At 39.6% G+C, this 18,752-nt stretch carries 15 protein-coding genes; 8 read left to right on the top strand and 7 right to left on the bottom strand.

Annotated elements, in window-relative coordinates:
* Window positions 1–21 precede the first annotated feature (21 nt).
* Together EAX61_RS13705 and EAX61_RS13700 are read left to right on the top strand one after the other, a co-directional pair.
* On the top strand, window positions 22–861 hold the full coding sequence (locus EAX61_RS13705) for a hypothetical protein (RefSeq protein WP_121918278.1): 840 nt from the start codon (window positions 22–24) through the stop codon (window positions 859–861).
* 3 nt (window positions 862–864) lie between these two features.
* Window positions 865–1,479, top strand: a complete 615-nt coding sequence (locus tag EAX61_RS13700) for a deoxynucleoside kinase (RefSeq protein WP_121918277.1) — start codon at window positions 865–867, stop codon at window positions 1,477–1,479.
* On the opposite strand, the gene EAX61_RS13695 is transcribed toward EAX61_RS13700, so the two are convergent.
* The 7 genes from EAX61_RS13695 to EAX61_RS13665 form a co-directional block, all read right to left on the bottom strand.
* Entirely contained in the window at window positions 1,476–2,483 is a 1,008-nt protein-coding gene (locus EAX61_RS13695) for an App1 family protein phosphatidate phosphatase (RefSeq protein WP_121918276.1), read from the bottom strand. The two genes, EAX61_RS13700 and EAX61_RS13695, sit on opposite strands and share 4 nt — an antisense overlap.
* 151 nt (window positions 2,484–2,634) lie before the next feature.
* Window positions 2,635–3,165, bottom strand: coding sequence for a peroxiredoxin-like family protein (locus tag EAX61_RS13690; RefSeq protein ID WP_121918275.1), 531 nt, complete (start codon window positions 3,163–3,165; stop codon window positions 2,635–2,637).
* A 367-nt stretch (window positions 3,166–3,532) separates the two neighbouring features.
* A complete protein-coding gene (locus tag EAX61_RS13685; RefSeq protein WP_121918274.1) occupies window positions 3,533–5,926 on the bottom strand; it encodes a sodium-translocating pyrophosphatase in 2,394 nt (797 codons plus the stop codon).
* Between the two features lie 143 nt (window positions 5,927–6,069).
* The gene (locus EAX61_RS13680) at window positions 6,070–6,597 is read right to left on the bottom strand and encodes an inorganic diphosphatase (protein WP_121918273.1); all 528 of its coding nucleotides are present in this window, start codon (window positions 6,595–6,597) and stop codon (window positions 6,070–6,072) included.
* A gap of 457 nt (window positions 6,598–7,054) precedes the next feature.
* Window positions 7,055–7,684: a hypothetical protein gene (locus tag EAX61_RS13675; protein WP_121918272.1), complete on the bottom strand. Its 630-nt coding sequence runs from the start codon at window positions 7,682–7,684 to the stop codon at window positions 7,055–7,057.
* A 498-nt stretch (window positions 7,685–8,182) separates the two neighbouring features.
* On the bottom strand, window positions 8,183–10,726 hold the full coding sequence (locus tag EAX61_RS13670; protein ID WP_121918271.1) for a DUF5686 and carboxypeptidase-like regulatory domain-containing protein: 2,544 nt from the start codon (window positions 10,724–10,726) through the stop codon (window positions 8,183–8,185).
* A gap of 72 nt (window positions 10,727–10,798) precedes the next feature.
* Window positions 10,799–11,776, bottom strand: coding sequence for a pyruvate dehydrogenase complex E1 component subunit beta (locus tag EAX61_RS13665; protein WP_121918270.1), 978 nt, complete (start codon window positions 11,774–11,776; stop codon window positions 10,799–10,801).
* Between the two features lie 397 nt (window positions 11,777–12,173).
* Here EAX61_RS13665 and EAX61_RS13660 point away from each other — a divergent pair, with 397 nt between their 5' ends.
* From EAX61_RS13660 to EAX61_RS13635, 6 genes are all read left to right on the top strand, one after another.
* Complete coding sequence (locus EAX61_RS13660) at window positions 12,174–12,914, top strand: electron transfer flavoprotein subunit beta/FixA family protein (protein WP_121918269.1); 741 nt, start codon at window positions 12,174–12,176, stop codon at window positions 12,912–12,914.
* Window positions 12,915–13,038: 124 nt separating this feature from the next.
* Window positions 13,039–14,004 (top strand): electron transfer flavoprotein subunit alpha/FixB family protein, encoded by a 966-nt coding sequence (locus EAX61_RS13655; protein WP_121918268.1) that lies wholly within the window; start codon window positions 13,039–13,041, stop codon window positions 14,002–14,004.
* 152 nt (window positions 14,005–14,156) lie between these two features.
* Complete coding sequence (locus EAX61_RS13650; RefSeq protein ID WP_121918267.1) at window positions 14,157–14,768, top strand: bifunctional nuclease family protein; 612 nt, start codon at window positions 14,157–14,159, stop codon at window positions 14,766–14,768.
* Window positions 14,769–14,788: 20 nt separating this feature from the next.
* Window positions 14,789–16,189 (top strand): NupC/NupG family nucleoside CNT transporter, encoded by a 1,401-nt coding sequence (locus tag EAX61_RS13645; RefSeq protein WP_121918266.1) that lies wholly within the window; start codon window positions 14,789–14,791, stop codon window positions 16,187–16,189.
* 266 nt (window positions 16,190–16,455) lie between these two features.
* Window positions 16,456–17,745, top strand: coding sequence for a carboxypeptidase-like regulatory domain-containing protein (locus EAX61_RS13640; protein ID WP_201739463.1), 1,290 nt, complete (start codon window positions 16,456–16,458; stop codon window positions 17,743–17,745).
* A 160-nt stretch (window positions 17,746–17,905) separates the two neighbouring features.
* On the top strand, window positions 17,906–18,730 hold the full coding sequence (locus EAX61_RS13635; RefSeq protein WP_121918264.1) for a thymidylate synthase: 825 nt from the start codon (window positions 17,906–17,908) through the stop codon (window positions 18,728–18,730).
* Window positions 18,731–18,752: the final 22 nt, after the last annotated feature.

Raw genomic sequence — 18,752 nt, 5'->3', positions numbered from 1 at the left:
GTTTTTGTACTTTGCTAGCCGATGAAAAACTTTCTATTCTTTCTCATTCTAGCCCTAGGCTTCTCACTTTCTGCTCAAGAATTGAGTCCGAAATTACTACAAAGCACTCCGCTGGATGCCGAAGTATTTTACGGAGTGGATGATTATGGAGCGGTGTATTATTCTAAAAACAACGCACTTTTTAAAAAAGGCGATAAGAACAATTACCAGTTTACGGCGCTACAGCTGGGGAAAATTAGTTCGGTAGATATTGTGAATCCGCTCAAGATTACGGTGTTTTATGAAATGTCTAATACCGCGCTTGTACTGGACAACACGCTATCTGAAATCACTCGCATCAACTTTTCGGCCATTGAGAATTTTAGAAACGTGAGTCACGCGACCACGGCAAACGACAGGAGATTTTGGATATTTAATACAGACTTGCAACAGCTAGAAATATTTGACTGGAACAGCAGGAAAGTGGTCGTGCAATCCCCACCGTTGCAAACTAATGCTTTGGCAACCACGAGCAACTTCAACTTTTGCTGGCTGGTTACAGAAAGTGGCCTACTTATGTTTAATAATTATGGAAGTGCCATAGACAGCATAGACCTGAGCAAGATACCTACAGATATCAGTTTAGCTCAGGCGAATGGGAATGTTATCGCTTTCGCAAAATCTGTGCTGAGCGAAGCCAAAGTAGCGGAAACTGAAAATTTAAAACCAAAAGTATATTACAAATCATCCTCTGCCGAAGATTTTGTTCCTTTGAAATTACCAGATTTAGTCATAAAACAGCTTTCGTTGAACGGTGAAAGGCTGTATATTTACGACGGCTTAAAAGTGACTTCTTTTAGCCTCAAACCACCAAAAAATTAAGATATGCATATTGCCATCGCTGGAAACATCGGTGCCGGTAAAACGACGCTGACCAGACTTCTCGCCAAACATTTTAAATGGACTCCACAATACGAAGACGTAGTGGATAATCCATATCTAGATGATTTTTACAACGAGATGGAACGGTGGTCTTTTAACTTGCAGGTGTACTTTTTAAATAGCCGTTTTCGCCAATTGCTAGACATACGGGACAGTAAAAAAACGATCATACAGGACAGGACAATTTATGAAGATGCCTATATCTTTGCTCCTAACCTGCACGCAATGGGATTACTGACAAATCGGGATTATAATAATTACAAATCGCTCTTTGACCTGATGGAAAGTGTGGTAGATGCGCCGGACCTGATGATTTACCTACGTAGCTCTATCCCAAACCTAGTGAGCCAAATACACAAACGCGGTCGCGAGTATGAAAACTCGATCTCAATAGACTACTTAAGTCGTCTCAATGAGCGTTACGAAGCGTGGATACACGGTTACGAAAAAGGAAAGCTACTCATCATTGACGTAGATAATATCAACTTTGTAGATAATCCAGAGGATTTAGGAAATATCATAAACCGTATAGACGCCGAGTTGCACGGTTTATTTTAGGCGATTAGACCTATTTTCCTTGCGTGCTCTTCGGCAAAGGAGCTTTTCTTTACTAAGACCGCTGGTGTCGTTTCATACTGTTTTAAAACCCCTTCCACTCGAAGTACCTTTTTCTTGTGGTCAACGCTTCGTAAGTACACCGCTATAATTTGCTCTGGGTATTCTTTTGCTACCTCCAGATAAATATCTACGTCGTGCTCACCACTATCTCCTATGAGCACAAATTTTAAATCTGGATAGGTATTTAATATATTGCGTATTTCGTGCTGTTTGTGGGGCTTCTCTGGTTTAGGAATCTTATCCAGAGGCCCTCGGAAATCACGGAGTAGGATGGAGCCTTTTGGGAATTTTGCATTGCGTATAAAGGCCTCCAGATAATTGTACAAATTCCACGGACTATTACTCACGTAGAACATAGGATTTGCATTTTTTCCGGATTTTCCTAAATGTAGTTTTTGATATAATTCTGGTGCGCCTTCAAGTGAGGTTCGTTTATCCACACTTTTAAATAAAGTATTAAAGATAACACGCCATTTGAGTAGCGAGGCGACTCCTGTATGAAGAATCGTATCATCTACGTCACTTATCACTCCATACTCAGCAGTTTCTGATGGTATGAGCATCTCTATAGGAAACTGGTTTTCACCTATTACCACCACATCTTTTTGCACATCGTCAAAGCTCACAACCATTTGCAACCATCCTTGGCTATTTGCTAGTGCTCCTAGACCTTCTACTTGCTCGTCTACTTTGAAATAACCTTCGGCATCTGTGGTGGTGTATATTGTTCTATCATCTGGTAGTGTAATGCGCAATTTTGTGTGCCTCAATTCGTCACTTGCAAATTGCTTGTAAGCATTTTTTAAAGCAGATAAAAATCCTGTTTTCTCCAGATTTACACCCTCGTGTTCTAATGCTCGCCCCAAAATATAAAGGTGGTTAGAAGTTCCATAAGATTGATATCCGTCTATCTGAATGGGATCGGCTTTTCTTGAGAATAACATATAGGTTGGTTTTTAGTAAAGGTACTCCGCTTAAATTTATTGCTAGGTATGCTCCCGAAATGAATTAGAGATAAATACGCGAGAGCGTAATAAAAATAGAAAAGCGTAAATCATATTGCTGATTTACGCTTATGTTAGATTGTGTTTATCTCTAAGCTTCGACGGCAACTTCTTTAAGCTCTCCTCGTGCTGGATAGTCGTTTTTAAGCACATAATCGATGGCCCCTAAGATATCATCAAACTGGGGTCGAGCAAACGGCATAGATTGTACTGATGAAAAGTACAGTTCCCCATCTGGACGCACTAAGAAAATCCCTGGTTCTGTAAAATATTCTGGTTCCTTGTCGTTCACGCCTTCAGAAATATGCAATCCATATTCTTTGGCCTTTTCAAATGAGAGTTCATAGCCTATAGGCAATGATGGAATGTTCCAGTCCTCTCCAGCTTTTTTTGCCCGATCCTCTGAATCTGCGCTCACAGCAATTACATTTGTTCCTCTTTCTGTAAACTTATCTAATTTCCCTGCTAGCTCTTCAAGTTGCTTTTTGCATACGGGACAATGTAATCCTCTGTAAAACACAATGAGTGTAAAATTTTCTGGAGTCTGATCTGCCAGTTTCCACTTGGTATCATTTATAAGATCTAGTTCTAGACTTGGCACTTTTGTTCTTGGTAGTATCATAGTTCTTTCTTTTTTCTAAAATTACCATACAATCTAGAATAGGACTCACAATGGGATATTAAACGTTTGTTAAGGAGTGCTTAAAGTAGAGGTTAGAAAAACAAAAACAGTGAGTGTCCGACTTAGGATTGCATCGCCTTCGGCGATATGACGTAGGACTAAAAGATGGTTCTCAAAAGATAGAATACTAAAATCAAAATTTGAATGCTTGCTTGATGTAGAGTTGATTCTAATACCAGCTAATTTTTCCTACGTCCTATGTCAATGGAGCGCAGCGACATAAGTCCTACGTCCATAATCCCAAAACTTGAAAAATAAAAAACGCGAGCCGTGAAGCTCGCGTTTCTAATATTTACAAGAGAGAAAACTAATTCTTTTCCACCTTTACCTCTACATTTTTCATTGCATTCACTTGGGCTTCCACTTCTTCGGTGGTGCCTGTGATTACCTTTTCATCTGTGGTCGATTCTCCATTCTTTGTGGTAACCGTTGTCACTACTGCAGTTGCCTGGTTGTCATCAGTTGCATTCATCTCTACGCGTATTTCTTTTGAGATTTCCGCTTTCGCGAAAGCGGTCTCACCCTCATCGCTATGACCTCCTAATATAGGGGCAATCACAAGACCGATAAGGCACGTAAGCTTTATCAAGATATTCATAGAAGGTCCAGAAGTATCCTTAAATGGATCTCCTACCGTATCTCCAGTTACGGCCGCCTTGTGAGCGTCCGACCCTTTATAAGTCATCTCGCCGTTAATCATTACGCCAGCCTCAAATGATTTCTTTGCGTTGTCCCAGGCCCCACCAGCATTATTCTGGAAAATAGCCCAAAGCACACCGCTAACGGTAACTCCAGCCATATAACCTCCTAGCATCTCTGCAATGGCAAGATTATTCATCCCAAAAGCAAGCGGTACAAATGCAATCACGAGTGGAAAACCAATCGTCAATACACCAGGAAGCAACATTTGCTTAAGAGAAGCTTCTGTTGAAATCGCCACACACTTATCGTATTCTGGTTTTCCTGTTCCTTCCATAATCCCTGGAATGTCTCTAAACTGGCGACGAACTTCCTGCACCATCTCCATTGCTGCTTTTCCTACCGCATTCATTGCGAGTGCAGAGAAAACAACGGGCACCATACCTCCTACAAAGAGCATCGCAAGGACAGGAGCTTTAAAAATATTAATTCCGTCGATTCCTGTAAAAGTTACATAAGCCGCAAAAAGTGCCAGCGAAGTAAGGGCTGCAGAAGCAATTGCAAATCCTTTTCCAGTTGCTGCTGTTGTGTTTCCTACAGAATCAAGAATATCTGTACGCTCACGTACGATAGGCTCTTGCTCAGACATTTCGGCAATTCCACCAGCGTTGTCAGATATAGGTCCAAAGGCGTCAATCGCAAGTTGCATTGCCGTAGTAGCCATCATCGCCGAAGCCGCTAGCGCAACTCCATAAAATCCTGCAAATGCATACGATGCCCAAATCGCACCAGCAAAAAGTAAAACCGATGGGAAAGTAGAAATCATTCCCGTGGCAAGACCTGCAATAATATTTGTTCCCGCACCTGTGCTTGATTGTTGTACAATTTTAAGAATAGGCTTCTTTCCTAATCCCGTATAATATTCGGTTACTGAAGAAATAACTGCTCCTACAACAAGCCCAACGAGTGTTGCATAAAATACTCTCATAGAAGAAATTTCTTGTAACCCTTCTCCAAAGAATTCCATTTGCATTGTTTCTGGAAGCATCCACACACATAGACCAAAACAAGCAACTGCTACAAGAACTATAGAAGTCCAGTTCCCGATGTTAAGTGCTCCCATAACTTGAGATTCTTTTGCATCGTTATTTTTAATTTTTACCAGCATTGTACCGATAATAGAAATGATAATCCCCACACCTGCAATGGACATAGGCAATAAGATAGGTCCTATTCCTCCAAAACCGTCGGCAATACTTCCACCCATATCTTTTATAACATAGTTCCCCAGGACCATTGCCGCGAGTACTGTTGCCACATAGGAACCAAATAAATCTGCTCCCATTCCCGCAACATCTCCTACGTTATCTCCCACATTATCTGCAATCGTTGCAGGGTTACGTGGATCATCTTCTGGAATACCAGCCTCAACTTTACCCACAAGATCTGCGCCTACGTCTGCCGCCTTAGTATAGATTCCTCCACCTACTCTTGCAAAAAGTGCTATACTCTCTGCACCTAGCGAGAAACCAGCTAGTGTTTCAAGTACTATGGTCATATCCATTGTGTTTGTCCACACACCTCCCATAAAGAAGTGAAAGAAAAATATAAAGAATGCTGTAAGTCCTAATACTGCAAGTCCTGCAACACCCAGCCCCATCACAGTACCTCCACCAAAAGAGATACCAAGTGCCTTAGGCAAACTCGTACGCGCTGCTTGCGTAGTACGTACATTTGTTTTAGTTGCTATCTTCATCCCAATATTTCCTGCAAATGCAGAAAATGCAGCACCACATATAAAAGCAATAACTATGAGCCAGTGTGTAGTAGGTACTACAAATGATACTATGGCGAGCAAGACACTCACGATGACCACAAAAATGGTCAGTAATTTATATTCGGCATTAAGGAAAGCGAGTGCGCCTTCGTAGATGTGATCTGAAATTTCTTTCATTTTACCGTCTCCGGCATCTTGTTTCATTACCCAAGATTGTTTTACGAGCATATAGATAAGCCCTAGTAATGCCAGCGCGATAGGCACGTAGATCATTATTGATTCCATAAATTTTTGTTTGGTTTTATAAAGGATATTTTAAAAAATCCTTAACATTTTACATTCCCGCTAAAGTAGGAAAATAGACCAAACAAAAAAAGCCTCAACGCAAGGTGTTGAGGCTTAAAGCTAATTCGTTAAAAATGTGTCACCTAGTAGATGCTAACCTCACTGCGAGGCACGTCTGAGTCTTGATAACGATCTATACATTTTGCCACAATCTCGCGAGCTTCGTGCACATCTCCCCATCCACCAACGTCTACTTTCTTCTCTTCAAGGTCTTTGTATACTTGGAAAAAATGCTCAATCTCTTTTATAAGGTGTGGATTACAGTCAGAAAGATCAGTAAGCTTACTTGCAGACGGATCACTCACTGGCACACAGATTACTTTTTCATCTGGTCCTTTCTCATCTGCCATATGGAACACTCCAATAGGCTTTACCTCAATCACACAACCTGGAAAAGTAGGCTCTGTAACCAGTACTAAAACGTCTAGGGGATCTCCATCTAGGGCTAATGTTTCTGGGATAAACCCATAATCTGCCGGGTACATCATTGAAGAAAAAATCATACGGTCGTAACGTATTTTCTTCAATTCAAAATCGTATTCGTATTTGTTACGGCTTCCCTTAGGAATCTCAATGAGTACGTCAAATGTTTTTACTTTATCTGCTGTCATAATATTGCCCGCGCACGCGGGTATGTTTTAAAGAATGCTCCTACCCAATTCTAAATAGCTAGAATCTTTAGATAGCACTATGTAATTTGTATTACGCTTTCGCGAAATTTATCCCGAATTCATTTCGGGAACGGACTCTTAAAAACTGAAAACCAAATTGTTATGAACGCTTTCCAGCAAAAATCTCTTCTTTCGGGATGCAAAAATACGCTGAAATGGTGGATTGGACAAAATTTGGCGTGTTAAGTTTAGGTTATGTGAGGACACACGCTCCATTCTAATCATATCGCCATCCAACAGAGAATAAATGACAAAGAAAGATTTTATACAAATTCCCGTTTCGTCAAAAAATCAATGCGATGAAGAATATAAGCCATCCTAATAAGATTATTAATCTTTAAAAGGCAAAACCTGAAATAGCAATAAGATCTAACTTATAGACTGTGAGGGTAGTCCATTAAGGCATTCCAACCTCAAACAGTTTTTCTCCCTTATAATATAGGTCATAAGAGGAAGCCGTTTTCTCTCTAGAAACTGCATAGAAGAATTCTGCAGTAAACTCATTTAACTTTGTAGGTGAGTAATAAATGGAGCTACAGTGCGGGTTGCGCTTTGAGCCTAGATTTACCTTAGTCTCTACGTTTTCATAATCGCCCATTTCAAAGTCTAAAAAGGTGTCCTTAACTTCGGGATTATATACTGCCCCTATCCTATCGCCGTAAGGACTTTGGATTTCAACAGGTTCCTTAAGCATTTTTCTCGCTATCTTGTTTTCGCTCCCAAAGGAAGTGAAACCGCGATAATCCAGAAAATCTACCATCCTGTAACGTAGCTTATGCTCCTGATCTACGAGGGCAAAGGAATTAACATCTACCGATTCGTTATCATTGGACTCGATGTAGCATTTTACTACTATTTTATCCACATCTTGATCTGTGATTTTTACATTGGATTTTAAATCTCCTTTATCCCTTACATTTTTTACTTTTTTTAAAGTGACCGTAAGTCCGTCTTTAGTTTGATATACTTGGGAGATTGCTGTTGTCTGAAGTAATATCCCCAAAACCAATAGTGCTAGTTTTTTCATCGTATTGTTGTTTTAATTTGGGGGATAATCAATTGAATTCTGATCCAATATAGAAATTAGGATCAGCTTGTCGTAGTATCAGGACAACTTTTCGATATGATGTTAGAAATACTCTAGGAACTACCTAGTTGGGGTTAATTTCAACTATGAGTAATTGGTCTTTATGGAGGTATAAACCAAGTCTTTATGGGAGGATTATAGTTTATGGGAAGGGATGCACTTAAAAGATGATCATTATGGGCATATCTCTGGAGGAACTTGACTAGAATGATGAAGGAATCTAGGATCTCCCTTCTAGTTTAACAAAGAAAGAGTGCACTGTGATTGAACTTTAAAATTAAAGAACTGAAACCTGAATCAACAATCTCCCGCCAAAAATCGTCAACAGCTCGTATAATATAACTTCGAAAAACACTAGCGCGACCCACGAGGTTCACCGAAGGCAAAGCAATTCAAAACCTGAATTATAAGAAGCACAAACTTTTGGCTACCCTGCGCTTAAAAATAAAACCCAAAACTCCCAGTAACCCCAACCTTCCTAGCATCAGGCAAGAAATTGTAATTCCCACGGATATTTAAATCGATACGAAAGACTTTAAAGATATTCCCCACCCCAAAACTATATTCATAATAAGGCTCGCTAGAAGGTGCAATAAGATTAGGTGTGATTGCTGTAGGCATCATACCGTCTTCAAAAAGTAAATCTTCAAAAGCCGGTCTGTTTAAATCGATATTTCCTTGAGAAATATTACCTATCACTCCGCGTATTCCTATAATCTCACGCAGATTTAAACCTTTTAGTAATGGAATTCTATTGAAAATACGCCCGCCAAAATTGTGTTCTAACTGCACAGAAGCATACTCATCGGTCACAAACTCATAAAAATTGAGCTGGCTATACGTATTGAATATAGAGAATAGTGATTGGTTTCCTGGTACGGGACTCAATAAGGCAAGTGGCACCTCATCAAATATCTTACCCACCTCCGTTGAGATACTTAATTGTCCAAAACCACCTAAACGCGTTGATTTTTTAAATGAGAATTGTAATTTATCGTACTCGAAGTCGCTATCTAGCGTTCCCTCTAATCCTCGAGTGTAACTCACAAAGAATGTGGGAAACCACTCATTTGCCGTACGACGCTCTACTCCAAAACCAGAAGTTTTCTTACCTGGTTCCCATATAGTGGTAAACACGACCTCAGCTTGTTTAAGTTCACCCGTGGTGGTTGTCATTGCTTCATCCGTAAAATAGTCTAAACTAAACGTAGGCGATGCAGATGCCAGTTCTCTTAAAGAAAGGTCTGTACGGAATTTTAGATTTTGGATTGGTTCTATCTCTACTGCAACATTTGCAAGTTTTATTGATGTTAACTTATCATTTACTGCGGTATTAACAAGGGAAGATGATGCGAGATTACGACCCAATACATCCCGAGATGTGGTGAGACTCGCCCCTATTTGTTCTACATCCTGACGGTATCCTCCAGAGAAAATAAGCCTGCTTTTTTTATCTACAAGCCATTTACCTGATAATCCAAACTTGCCTTTTTTATCCTTAAATCCATACGCAAGGAATCCTTCTAGTCGCCACAGGTCATTTTGCCCAAAATAGGTACGACCTCCGGTACGAATACGTAATCCCTCTACATCATTAAACCCAAACGTAGAGAAAATAGGGCCGTAATCAAAATTCAAACTAGGGATTTCCCAATATCCAGAGGCAAGTATGGAACCCGCATTGTACAGGTTTTTAAACTTCTTGACCGTCTTGAGTGTATCTAGCATCTTGTAGACACCAGCTTCATCCTTACTCAAAGACTCTAATCGATTTTCTTCCCAAAAGGCATCGTCGCGATTGTATACATCCTTATCGTAGTTGTACACTTCCCTATCATAAAAATCCTTGTCCAGTTCTTTATCAAAATCGTAATTCTCATAAAGTGTCGTGCGCTTACCATACATTCCACGAGATTCTTCTTTTTTACGGAATGAGAAATCAGAAAGGAAATAATCACGAGCAAGCAAGAAGGTGGAGTCGTTTACAATATCAAACTCTTGCTCCATATAGATTTCCTTGACCCAGTTTATGTTTGCACTTTTAGAGAGTTGCATATTGATCTCCTTAATGGCCCAAGTGGTATCATTTACCCAAAAATCTCCCTTGAATGTAAGCTCGTTTTTCCTACGCGGATAATAGATAATATTATAACACCACTTATTATCTATAAACGTACTGTCGGCCAGTACGTAGTTATATGTTTGGATTCCCGTACGAGATATGGGACTCGTAAAACTCTTGTCAAAAAACTGTAAGTAATTACTATAAACGTCGTAATCATTGTAAAGGTCTTTTACAAAGGTGATGATGGTCTGGTTTTCACTAAAACCACTATTCTTGTTCCCTTCTAAAATTTCCTTCTCCTTATTAATTACATTATCTCCATACACTTTAGAAAACGCCTCGTTTACGAAGATGGGTAGATACGTTTTTCCAGTTACTCGTGAAGTATCTGTCTGATCAAAAATAAACTCCATTCCTTTGAATAGTTTACTATTTATGAGCGCACTATCTATTGTATTTAGGTCAAACTGAAGTTTCTCGTACTTGTCATATTTATATTGCTTGAACTGGCGCAGTCCATTCTCACGTTTATTAGCCCAAATTTTGCGTAGCATCTTAATAGCAGGATTCTCAGCTTCGTCTTTTGATGTTTTTCCTGAAAAAATAACTACTTCACTCATTGCCTCAGCACCAGAGCCTAGAACAATTTCCATTTTGTAATTTACTTTTTGGTCAAGCTCGATATCTTGTGTTTCAAAACCTATAAAAGACACGCGGAGTGTAGACCACGTTTCGTCAGATTCTAGATAAAAACGACCGTCTTCATTTGTAATTGTTCCCTCATTTGAGTTTACAAACAGAACGTTTGCAAAGGGAACAGATTCCCCATTTTCATCTTTGACCAGACCACTCACCTTAGTTTGGGCAAGAGCGACAACAGGAAGTAATAGAAAAAGAAAATATAACTTTGTGCGCATAAGTTCTAAAATAAAAAGCTCCCGTCATTGAGACAGAAGCTTGTTAAGGGTGAGTCCGCTTTCGCGAAAGCGTTATCTATACAACACTTTTTTAACAGCCTTCACCACATCCTCGTGATCAGGCAACCATTCTTTTAGTAGAACGGGCGAATACGGTGCTGGCGTATCTGCTGTGTTTATTTTTATAATTGGTGCATCTAGATAATCAAAACAATTTTCTTGTACCTGATATGTAATCTCAGTCGCTACGTTCCCAAAAGGCCACGCTTCCTCCAGAATTACAAGTCGATTGGTCTTCTTAACCGAATCAAAAATTGCTTTGTGGTCCATAGGTCTTACCGTACGTAAGTCTATAATTTCACAAGAGATACCATCTTTCTCAAGCTCCTCTGCAGCCTTGTATGCTTCCTTAATAATTTTCCCAAAAGAAACAATAGTTACATCTGTTCCTTCTCTTTTTACATCTGCAACGCCTATGGGCAGAACATATTCGCCATCTGGCACTTCGCCTTTATCACCATACATTTGCTCTGACTCCATAAATATTACGGGATCATTATCGCGTATAGAGGCTTTAAGTAATCCTTTTGCATCATAAGGGTTAGACGGTACAACTACTTTTAATCCTGGTGTATTTGCAAACCAATTTTCAAAAGCCTGTGAGTGTGTCGCTCCCAGTTGCCCTGCAGATCCCGTAGGACCACGAAAAACGATAGGACACGGAAACTGCCCTCCAGACATCTGGCGAATTTTCGCCGCATTATTTATAATCTGGTCAATCCCTACGAGTGAGAAATTAAACGTCATATACTCTATAATAGGACGACATCCCGTCATTGTGCTTCCTACACCTATTCCTCCAAAACCAAGCTCGGCGATGGGCGTATCGATCACACGGTCTGCACCAAATTCGTCTAGCATCCCTTTTGAGGCTTTATAAGCTCCATTGTATTCGGCAACTTCTTCGCCCATAAGGTACACGGATTCATCACGACGCATCTCCTCGCTCATTGCTTCACAGATGGCTTCTCTAAATTGGATTGTTCTCATACTTTTTTATCTTCCTCTCGCTCGTGCCTCACTCGTCGGAGATATGGCGTAGGCGGGTATCTTTTTAATTATCAAACCTCTTCTTACTTAAGAAAAGACTCAGTTCAAAATATAATAACTCTTGCTCGCACCTCACTCGTCAGAGATACGCCGCAGGCGAGTATCTTTTAAATCCTTGATTTCACTCTCAAAGATGATTACTATTTTTTCTGGAAGACAAAAATAAGCAATTCCAAAACCTCAAAAAATTACATTTCTTTAAAATTTTACTATGCACGCATAGCAAATCAAAGTTTTTTATCATATTTTTGTTACGAAAACGAAATAGTACGCAAATCGCGTGTTTATCCCGAGCGCTGTCGAGGGGCGAAAGCGTACCTTTATATAAAATATTCTTATGAAAATACTAGTATGCATCAGTCACGTGCCTGATACGACTTCAAAAATCAACTTCACAGACGGCGATACTCAGTTCGACACAAACGGAGTACAGTTTGTAATCAATCCGAATGATGAATTTGGTTTAACCAGAGCAATGTGGTTTAAAGAAAAACAAGGCGCATCTGTAGATGTTGTAAATGTAGGAGGACCAGAAACCGAGCCTACCTTGCGCAAGGCACTCGCCATAGGAGCAGATAGCGCAATACGCGTAAATACTCCGGCAACCGACGGTTACCAAGTAGCCAAAGAACTGGCAAAAGTTGTTCAAGATGGAGGCTACGACCTTGTAATCGCAGGACGTGAATCCATAGATTACAATGGAGGAATGGTACCAGGAATGCTCGCAGGACTTACAGGAGCAAACTTTGTTAATACCTGTATAAGCTTAGAAGTAGATGGAAATACCGCAACGACAATACGTGAGATAGACGGAGGAAAGGAAATCGCAACAACAAGTTTGCCCCTAGTCATTGGTGGTCAAAAAGGCCTTGTAGAAGAAAGTGACCTTCGTATTCCTAATATGAGAGGAATTATGATGGCACGTAAAAAGCCACTTAACGTAGTAGAACCCACAGGAGCTGCAGCCGAAACAAAAGCAATATCCTTCGAAAAACCAGCACCTAAGGGAGCCGTAAAGCTTGTAGATAATGTAGATGAGCTGATCGATTTACTTCATAACGAAGCAAAAGCCATCTAAAAGTAGAAAGTCGAAAAAAGAAATTAGAAAAGCGACGCGCACAGCAAGTTCGCTTACAGTCGAGTTATGGTTTCAGCATTTTTAACTCTGAACTCATAGCTCTTAACTCATAACTCAAAACACTATGTCAGTTTTAGTATATACAGAATCAGAAAACGGTACTTATAAAAAGACCGCCCTCGAGGTAGCCAGCTACGCAAAGGGAATTGCAGATATGATGGGAACTACCGCTACGGCAGTTGCCATAAATGGCGGAGACACGATCTCACTAGGCGCACACGGAATAGATAAAGTTCTTAATATAACAAATGATGCGTTGGGAGATTTTAATGCGTCCGCTTTCGCGAAAGCGATTGCCCAAGCAGCAAAAGCCGAAGGAGCAAAGGTCATTGTATTGAGCCAAAGTGCAAATGCAAAATACATCGCTCCCCTACTCGCGATAGAACTTGAAGCAGGTTATGCATCTAACGTGGTAGGATTACCAGAAAGTACAAGTCCATTTGTGGTAAAGCGCACAGCATTTACAAATAAAGCCTTCAGTAATACCGAGATTACAACCGATGTGAAAATCGTAGGATTAGGAAAGAACGCTTTTGGCCTTAATGAAACATCAGGAGCCGCAGCAACCGAAGATTTCGCAGTAGATTTAGGGGACACCTCTGGAGTAAAAGTACAATCTATAGACAAAGCAACAGATAAAGTTGCTATTGCAGATGCCGAGATTGTTGTTTCTGCAGGTCGTGGTCTCAAAGGACCTGAGAACTGGGAAATGATAGAAGAAATGGCAGATATCCTCGGAGCAGCAACCGCTTGTTCTAAGCCAGTTTCTGACCTAGGATGGAGACCTCACGGAGAACACGTAGGACAAACAGGAAAGCCCGTAGCGGCAAATCTGTATATCGCAATTGGAATCTCTGGAGCCATACAACACCTTGCAGGGATTAACTCTTCAAAAACTAAAGTGGTAATTAACAACGACCCAGAAGCACCTTTCTTTAAGGCAGCAGACTATGGAATTGTAGGTGATGCCTTTGAAATTGTACCGAAGCTTAATGAGAAACTAAAAGCTTTTAAAGCAGCCAATAGTTAATTCATAAATATTTAGATATTTAAAAAATGAGCTTAAGATTTCTTAGGCTCATTTTAGTTTAAGCTCCATATTAGTGCTCAAAGGAATCCTCATAACTTCTCGACTCTTAAATAATCTTACTTTATAATCCCTTTTTCCTATTTTTGCAACTTATGAGTCTAGTTCGGTTAAACATAAAGGGAATCTCTTATAGTCAAACACAAAATGGTGCGTATGCGCTTATTTTAAATGAAGCAGATGGTGAGCGCAAACTTCCTATTGTTATAGGTGCATTTGAAGCGCAATCCATCGCTATTGCATTAGAAAAAGAGATAAAACCACCCAGACCACTAACCCACGATCTCTTTAAAAATTTTGCCGACCGTTTTGACATCATCATCAAGCAAGTAATCATTCACAAACTTGTAGATGGTGTGTTCTACTCAAGTATCATCTGTGAACGAGACAAGATAGAAGAGATTATAGATGCTCGTACCAGCGATGCCATTTCTCTGGCATTGCGTTTTCAAGCTCCTATTTTTACTTATAAAAATATTCTGGACAAAGCGGGGATTTTTCTCAAAGGAAATACTGACCCTACAGAATACACGGATGATGACGAAGTACTTATGGACGAGCTCGTACTAGAAGATGACTTCTCCAGTGACAACGATTATAAGCAAATGTCCCTTCAGGAATTGCACACAAGTTTAGATGAAGCCGTAAATAATGAAGACTACGAGAAGGCGGCACAACTAAGAGATGAAATCTCAAAAAGGAACTAAACCCTATTAATAATATCTAAATGCGCAAACTACTACTCACGTTACTAGTCTTATTAATTTCATTTACAGCTTTTGCGCAGGAAACATCTCAGGTTATGACAGATGTAATTCCATCTCAAGGTTTCTCATTAGAAAGTCTAGGCCGCGGTGTTTTAGGGATGATTACACTTATTTTTGTTGCTGTTCTTTTTAGTAGTAACCGCAAAGCGATAAACTGGAAAACTGTTGGTATAGGATTAGCTTTTCAATTAATTATAGCCATTGGAGTACTAAAGGTTCCATTTATTGAAACGATTTTTGACTTCATTGGGAGTATTTTTGTGAGTATTCTAGAATTTACTCTAGCTGGTAGCGATTTTCTCTTTAAAGGTCTTGTGAGCGACACAACCACATTCGGTTATATTTTTGCTTTCCAAGTGCTGCCTACTATTATATTCTTTTCTGCTCTCACCTCTGTAATGTATTACTTTGGAGTGATTCAGAAAGTGGTAAAAGCTTTTGGATGGTTGTTATCAAAACTCTTAGGGATTTCTGGTGCCGAAAGTTTAAGTGTCGCTGGAAATATTTTCTTAGGACAAACAGAAGCACCATTACTTATTAAGGCTTACCTAGAAAAAATGAATAAGTCTGAAATCCTTCTCGTGATGATAGGAGGAATGGCGACTGTGGCGGGAGCCGTTCTTGCTGCTTATATAGGTTTTCTAGGTGGAGAAGATGAAGCCTTACGTCTCATTTTTGCAAAACATCTTCTCGCAGCCTCTGTTATGGCTGCACCAGGTGCAATTGTAATTTCAAAAATTCTATATCCGCAAACCGAAGAGATTAATACAGACGTTACTGTATCTAATGACAAAATAGGCGCAAACGTATTAGACGCCATAGCAAACGGTACGACTGAAGGTCTAAGACTAGCCGTAAACGTAGGTGCGATGCTCCTCGTATTTGTTGCATTTATCGCAATGGCAAATGGTGTTTTAGGCTGGCTAGGCGAGGTTACCTCTATTAATAATTGGATTGCAGAAAACTCTACTTATCCCAAACTTTCTCTCGAGGCTATACTTGGAACTATATTTGCCCCTCTTATGTGGCTTATAGGAGTTGCTAGTGAAGATACAACTATGATGGGACAGCTCCTTGGAATTAAACTTGCAGCTAGTGAATTTGTAGGGTACATACAGCTTGCAGAACTCAAAGATACGTCCAACGCTGTACACCTCAATTACCAGAAGTCTATAATAATGGCAACTTATATGCTCTGCGGATTTGCAAACTTTGCATCTATTGGAATTCAGATAGGAGGTATAGGCTCTCTTGCTCCTAAACAACGCACACAACTTTCTCGTTTTGGTATGAAAGCTCTTATAGGAGGATCCATTGCTTCCTTGATTTCGGCAACCATCGCTGGGATGATAATCGGATAATCGGGTTTACATAAAGTAAGAAAAGTAATATACTACCTGATGCGTCGTACTCAAATCTATAATGAGTGAAAAGTTACGCTTTCGCGAAAGCGGACAAAAAAACACAATAATCTACTCTATTTTCTTAGATCAAAGTTCTAAGCCCCTGTTTTAAAGATATATTTAACAATCTATAAACCTGACATTTGCTCGTCGGGCGTCTTCATTTTTTTTGTAACTTCATAAGATATAATTTAGGATAATACTCCTAACAAATCTTTTAAATTATGGAAAAGCGCTCACATTCCCGACTGACGATCAAGACATTTGTTCTTATGATTGCTTTTTTAATTCCTTTCATATCTTTTAGTCAAGATGGCTTTAAAGAGGTAAAAGGCGCTGTAGAAAGCCAAGACACAAACAAAGAAATAGCCTCCGCCACCATTACAATTGTAGGCACTAACATTAGTACCGTAACTAATATGGATGGTGATTTTCTTCTCAAAGTTCCCTCAAAACATCTCTCTGGTAAAATTCTTATAAAGGCTATAGGTCACGACCAACAAATGATAGCAATACCGCAAGATGAAAAAGAAATAAAAATCTCACTTGCTCCAAGCTCCATTAATCTGAATGAAGTAAATGTAGTAACGTATAAAAATGCAAAAGAGCTTGTAAAGAAGGTCTTTAATGAGAAAAGAGATAATTACTTATCTGATAAAACCGTTATGACTGCCTTCTACCGTGAAACGATTAAAAAACGTAATAAAAACGCATCTCTGGCTGAGGCTGTTCTGAACATCCATAAAGAACCTTATGCTTCGCCTTCTAAAGATGGAATTAGTTTAATTAAATCTAGAAAAAATACAGATTATAGCAGGCTTGACACTATTGCTTTAAAATTACAAGGAGGACCTTTTAGTACACTCTATGTAGATGTGATGAAATATCCTGAGTATATTTTTACACCCGAAACTATGGATGCATACGAGTTCCAATTTGGCGAAATGACTGAGGTTGATAATAAGATGGTATATACCGTTAATTTTAAACAAGGCGACAATGTTGTCACGCCATTATATGAAGGAAAGCTTTATATAAACGGCTCTTCGCTAGCACTCGTCAAGGCTACTTATAATTTAAATATTACAAACAACTCAGAAGTTGTAAAAATGTTTGTTAGAAGAAAACCTAATGACGTACGCATTAAACCACGTAATATTTCTTATGAGGTTAATTACCGTCAGAAAAATGGAAAGTGGTATTATGGATATAGTAATGCAGAACTCTCTTTTGAAGTAAAAAAACGCAAAAAACTCTTTAAATCAATCTATACGCTTTCTTGTGAGATGGCAGTTACAGATTGGGAAGTTGCCACCTCTGGTTCGCTTGCAACGGGCGAAAACATATCTGAGTCTATTATAATGGCAGATCAAAGTTCAGGTTTTAATGACCCAGAATTCTGGGGAGAATACAATGTTATAGAGCCTGAGAAATCTATAGAGAGTGCAATTAGAAAAATACAGAGACGCCTAGAAAAAACAACTCCACAGGGCTCTGGATTGGGCGGAAAATAAAGCCTCTAGTTAATAACTCATAATAACTCAACACACCTTTCGTTCTTAGGAATGAAAGGTGTTTTTTATTTTAGTACGCTACTAAAAAACAGCGGTTAGAGCCCTAATATGCGGTCGCAACCTAAAAATTTATACGTATTAAACGCACACAGCCTCATTAATGAAACAATATCACGACCTTATACGACACGTTCTCGAGAACGGAAATGAAAAAGGAGACCGTACCGGTACGGGAACCAAAAGTGTTTTTGGATACCAGATGCGTTTTGATCTCGCTGAGGGATTCCCAATGGTCACCACTAAGAAGTTACATCTCAAATCCATTGTCTATGAACTTCTTTGGTTTCTACAAGGAGATACTAATATCAAATACCTTCAAGAAAACGGTGTACGTATCTGGAACGAATGGGCAGATGAACAAGGAGACTTGGGGCCTGTATACGGTTACCAGTGGCGTAACTGGAACGGAGATGAGATAGATCAAATAAAAGAAATAGTAGAAACACTCAAGAAAAATCCTAATTCGCGACGTATGCTTGTGAGTGCTTGGAACCCCTCGGTACTTCCAGACACGTCGGTTTCCTTTTCGGAAAATGTGGCAAATGGTAAGGCCGCACTCCCACCCTGTCACGCGTTCTTCCAGTTTTATGTGGCCAATGGAAAATTGAGCTGCCAGCTATACCAGCGTAGTGCAGATATATTTTTGGGGGTACCTTTTAACATAGGGAGCTATGCCCTGCTCACGATGATGATGGCTCAAGTGTGCGGCTATGAACCTGGAGAGTTTATCCACACCTTTGGCGATGCTCATATTTACAGTAACCATATGGAACAGGTGGAGTTGCAACTATCCCGAGAATGTCGTAGTTTACCCACTTTAAAAATAAATCCAGAGGTAAAAGACATCTTTGGCTTTACTTTTGATGACTTTACATTGGAAAATTATGACCCACATCCGCATATAAAGGGTATGGTCGCCGTTTAACTATAAATCTTAACCTACAAAT

The organism is Dokdonia sinensis (assembly GCF_003688895.1).
Classification (GTDB): domain Bacteria; phylum Bacteroidota; class Bacteroidia; order Flavobacteriales; family Flavobacteriaceae; genus Dokdonia; species Dokdonia sinensis.
The sequence above is the reverse complement of the archived record's forward strand: the minus strand, read 5'-3'. Positions and strand labels throughout refer to the sequence as shown.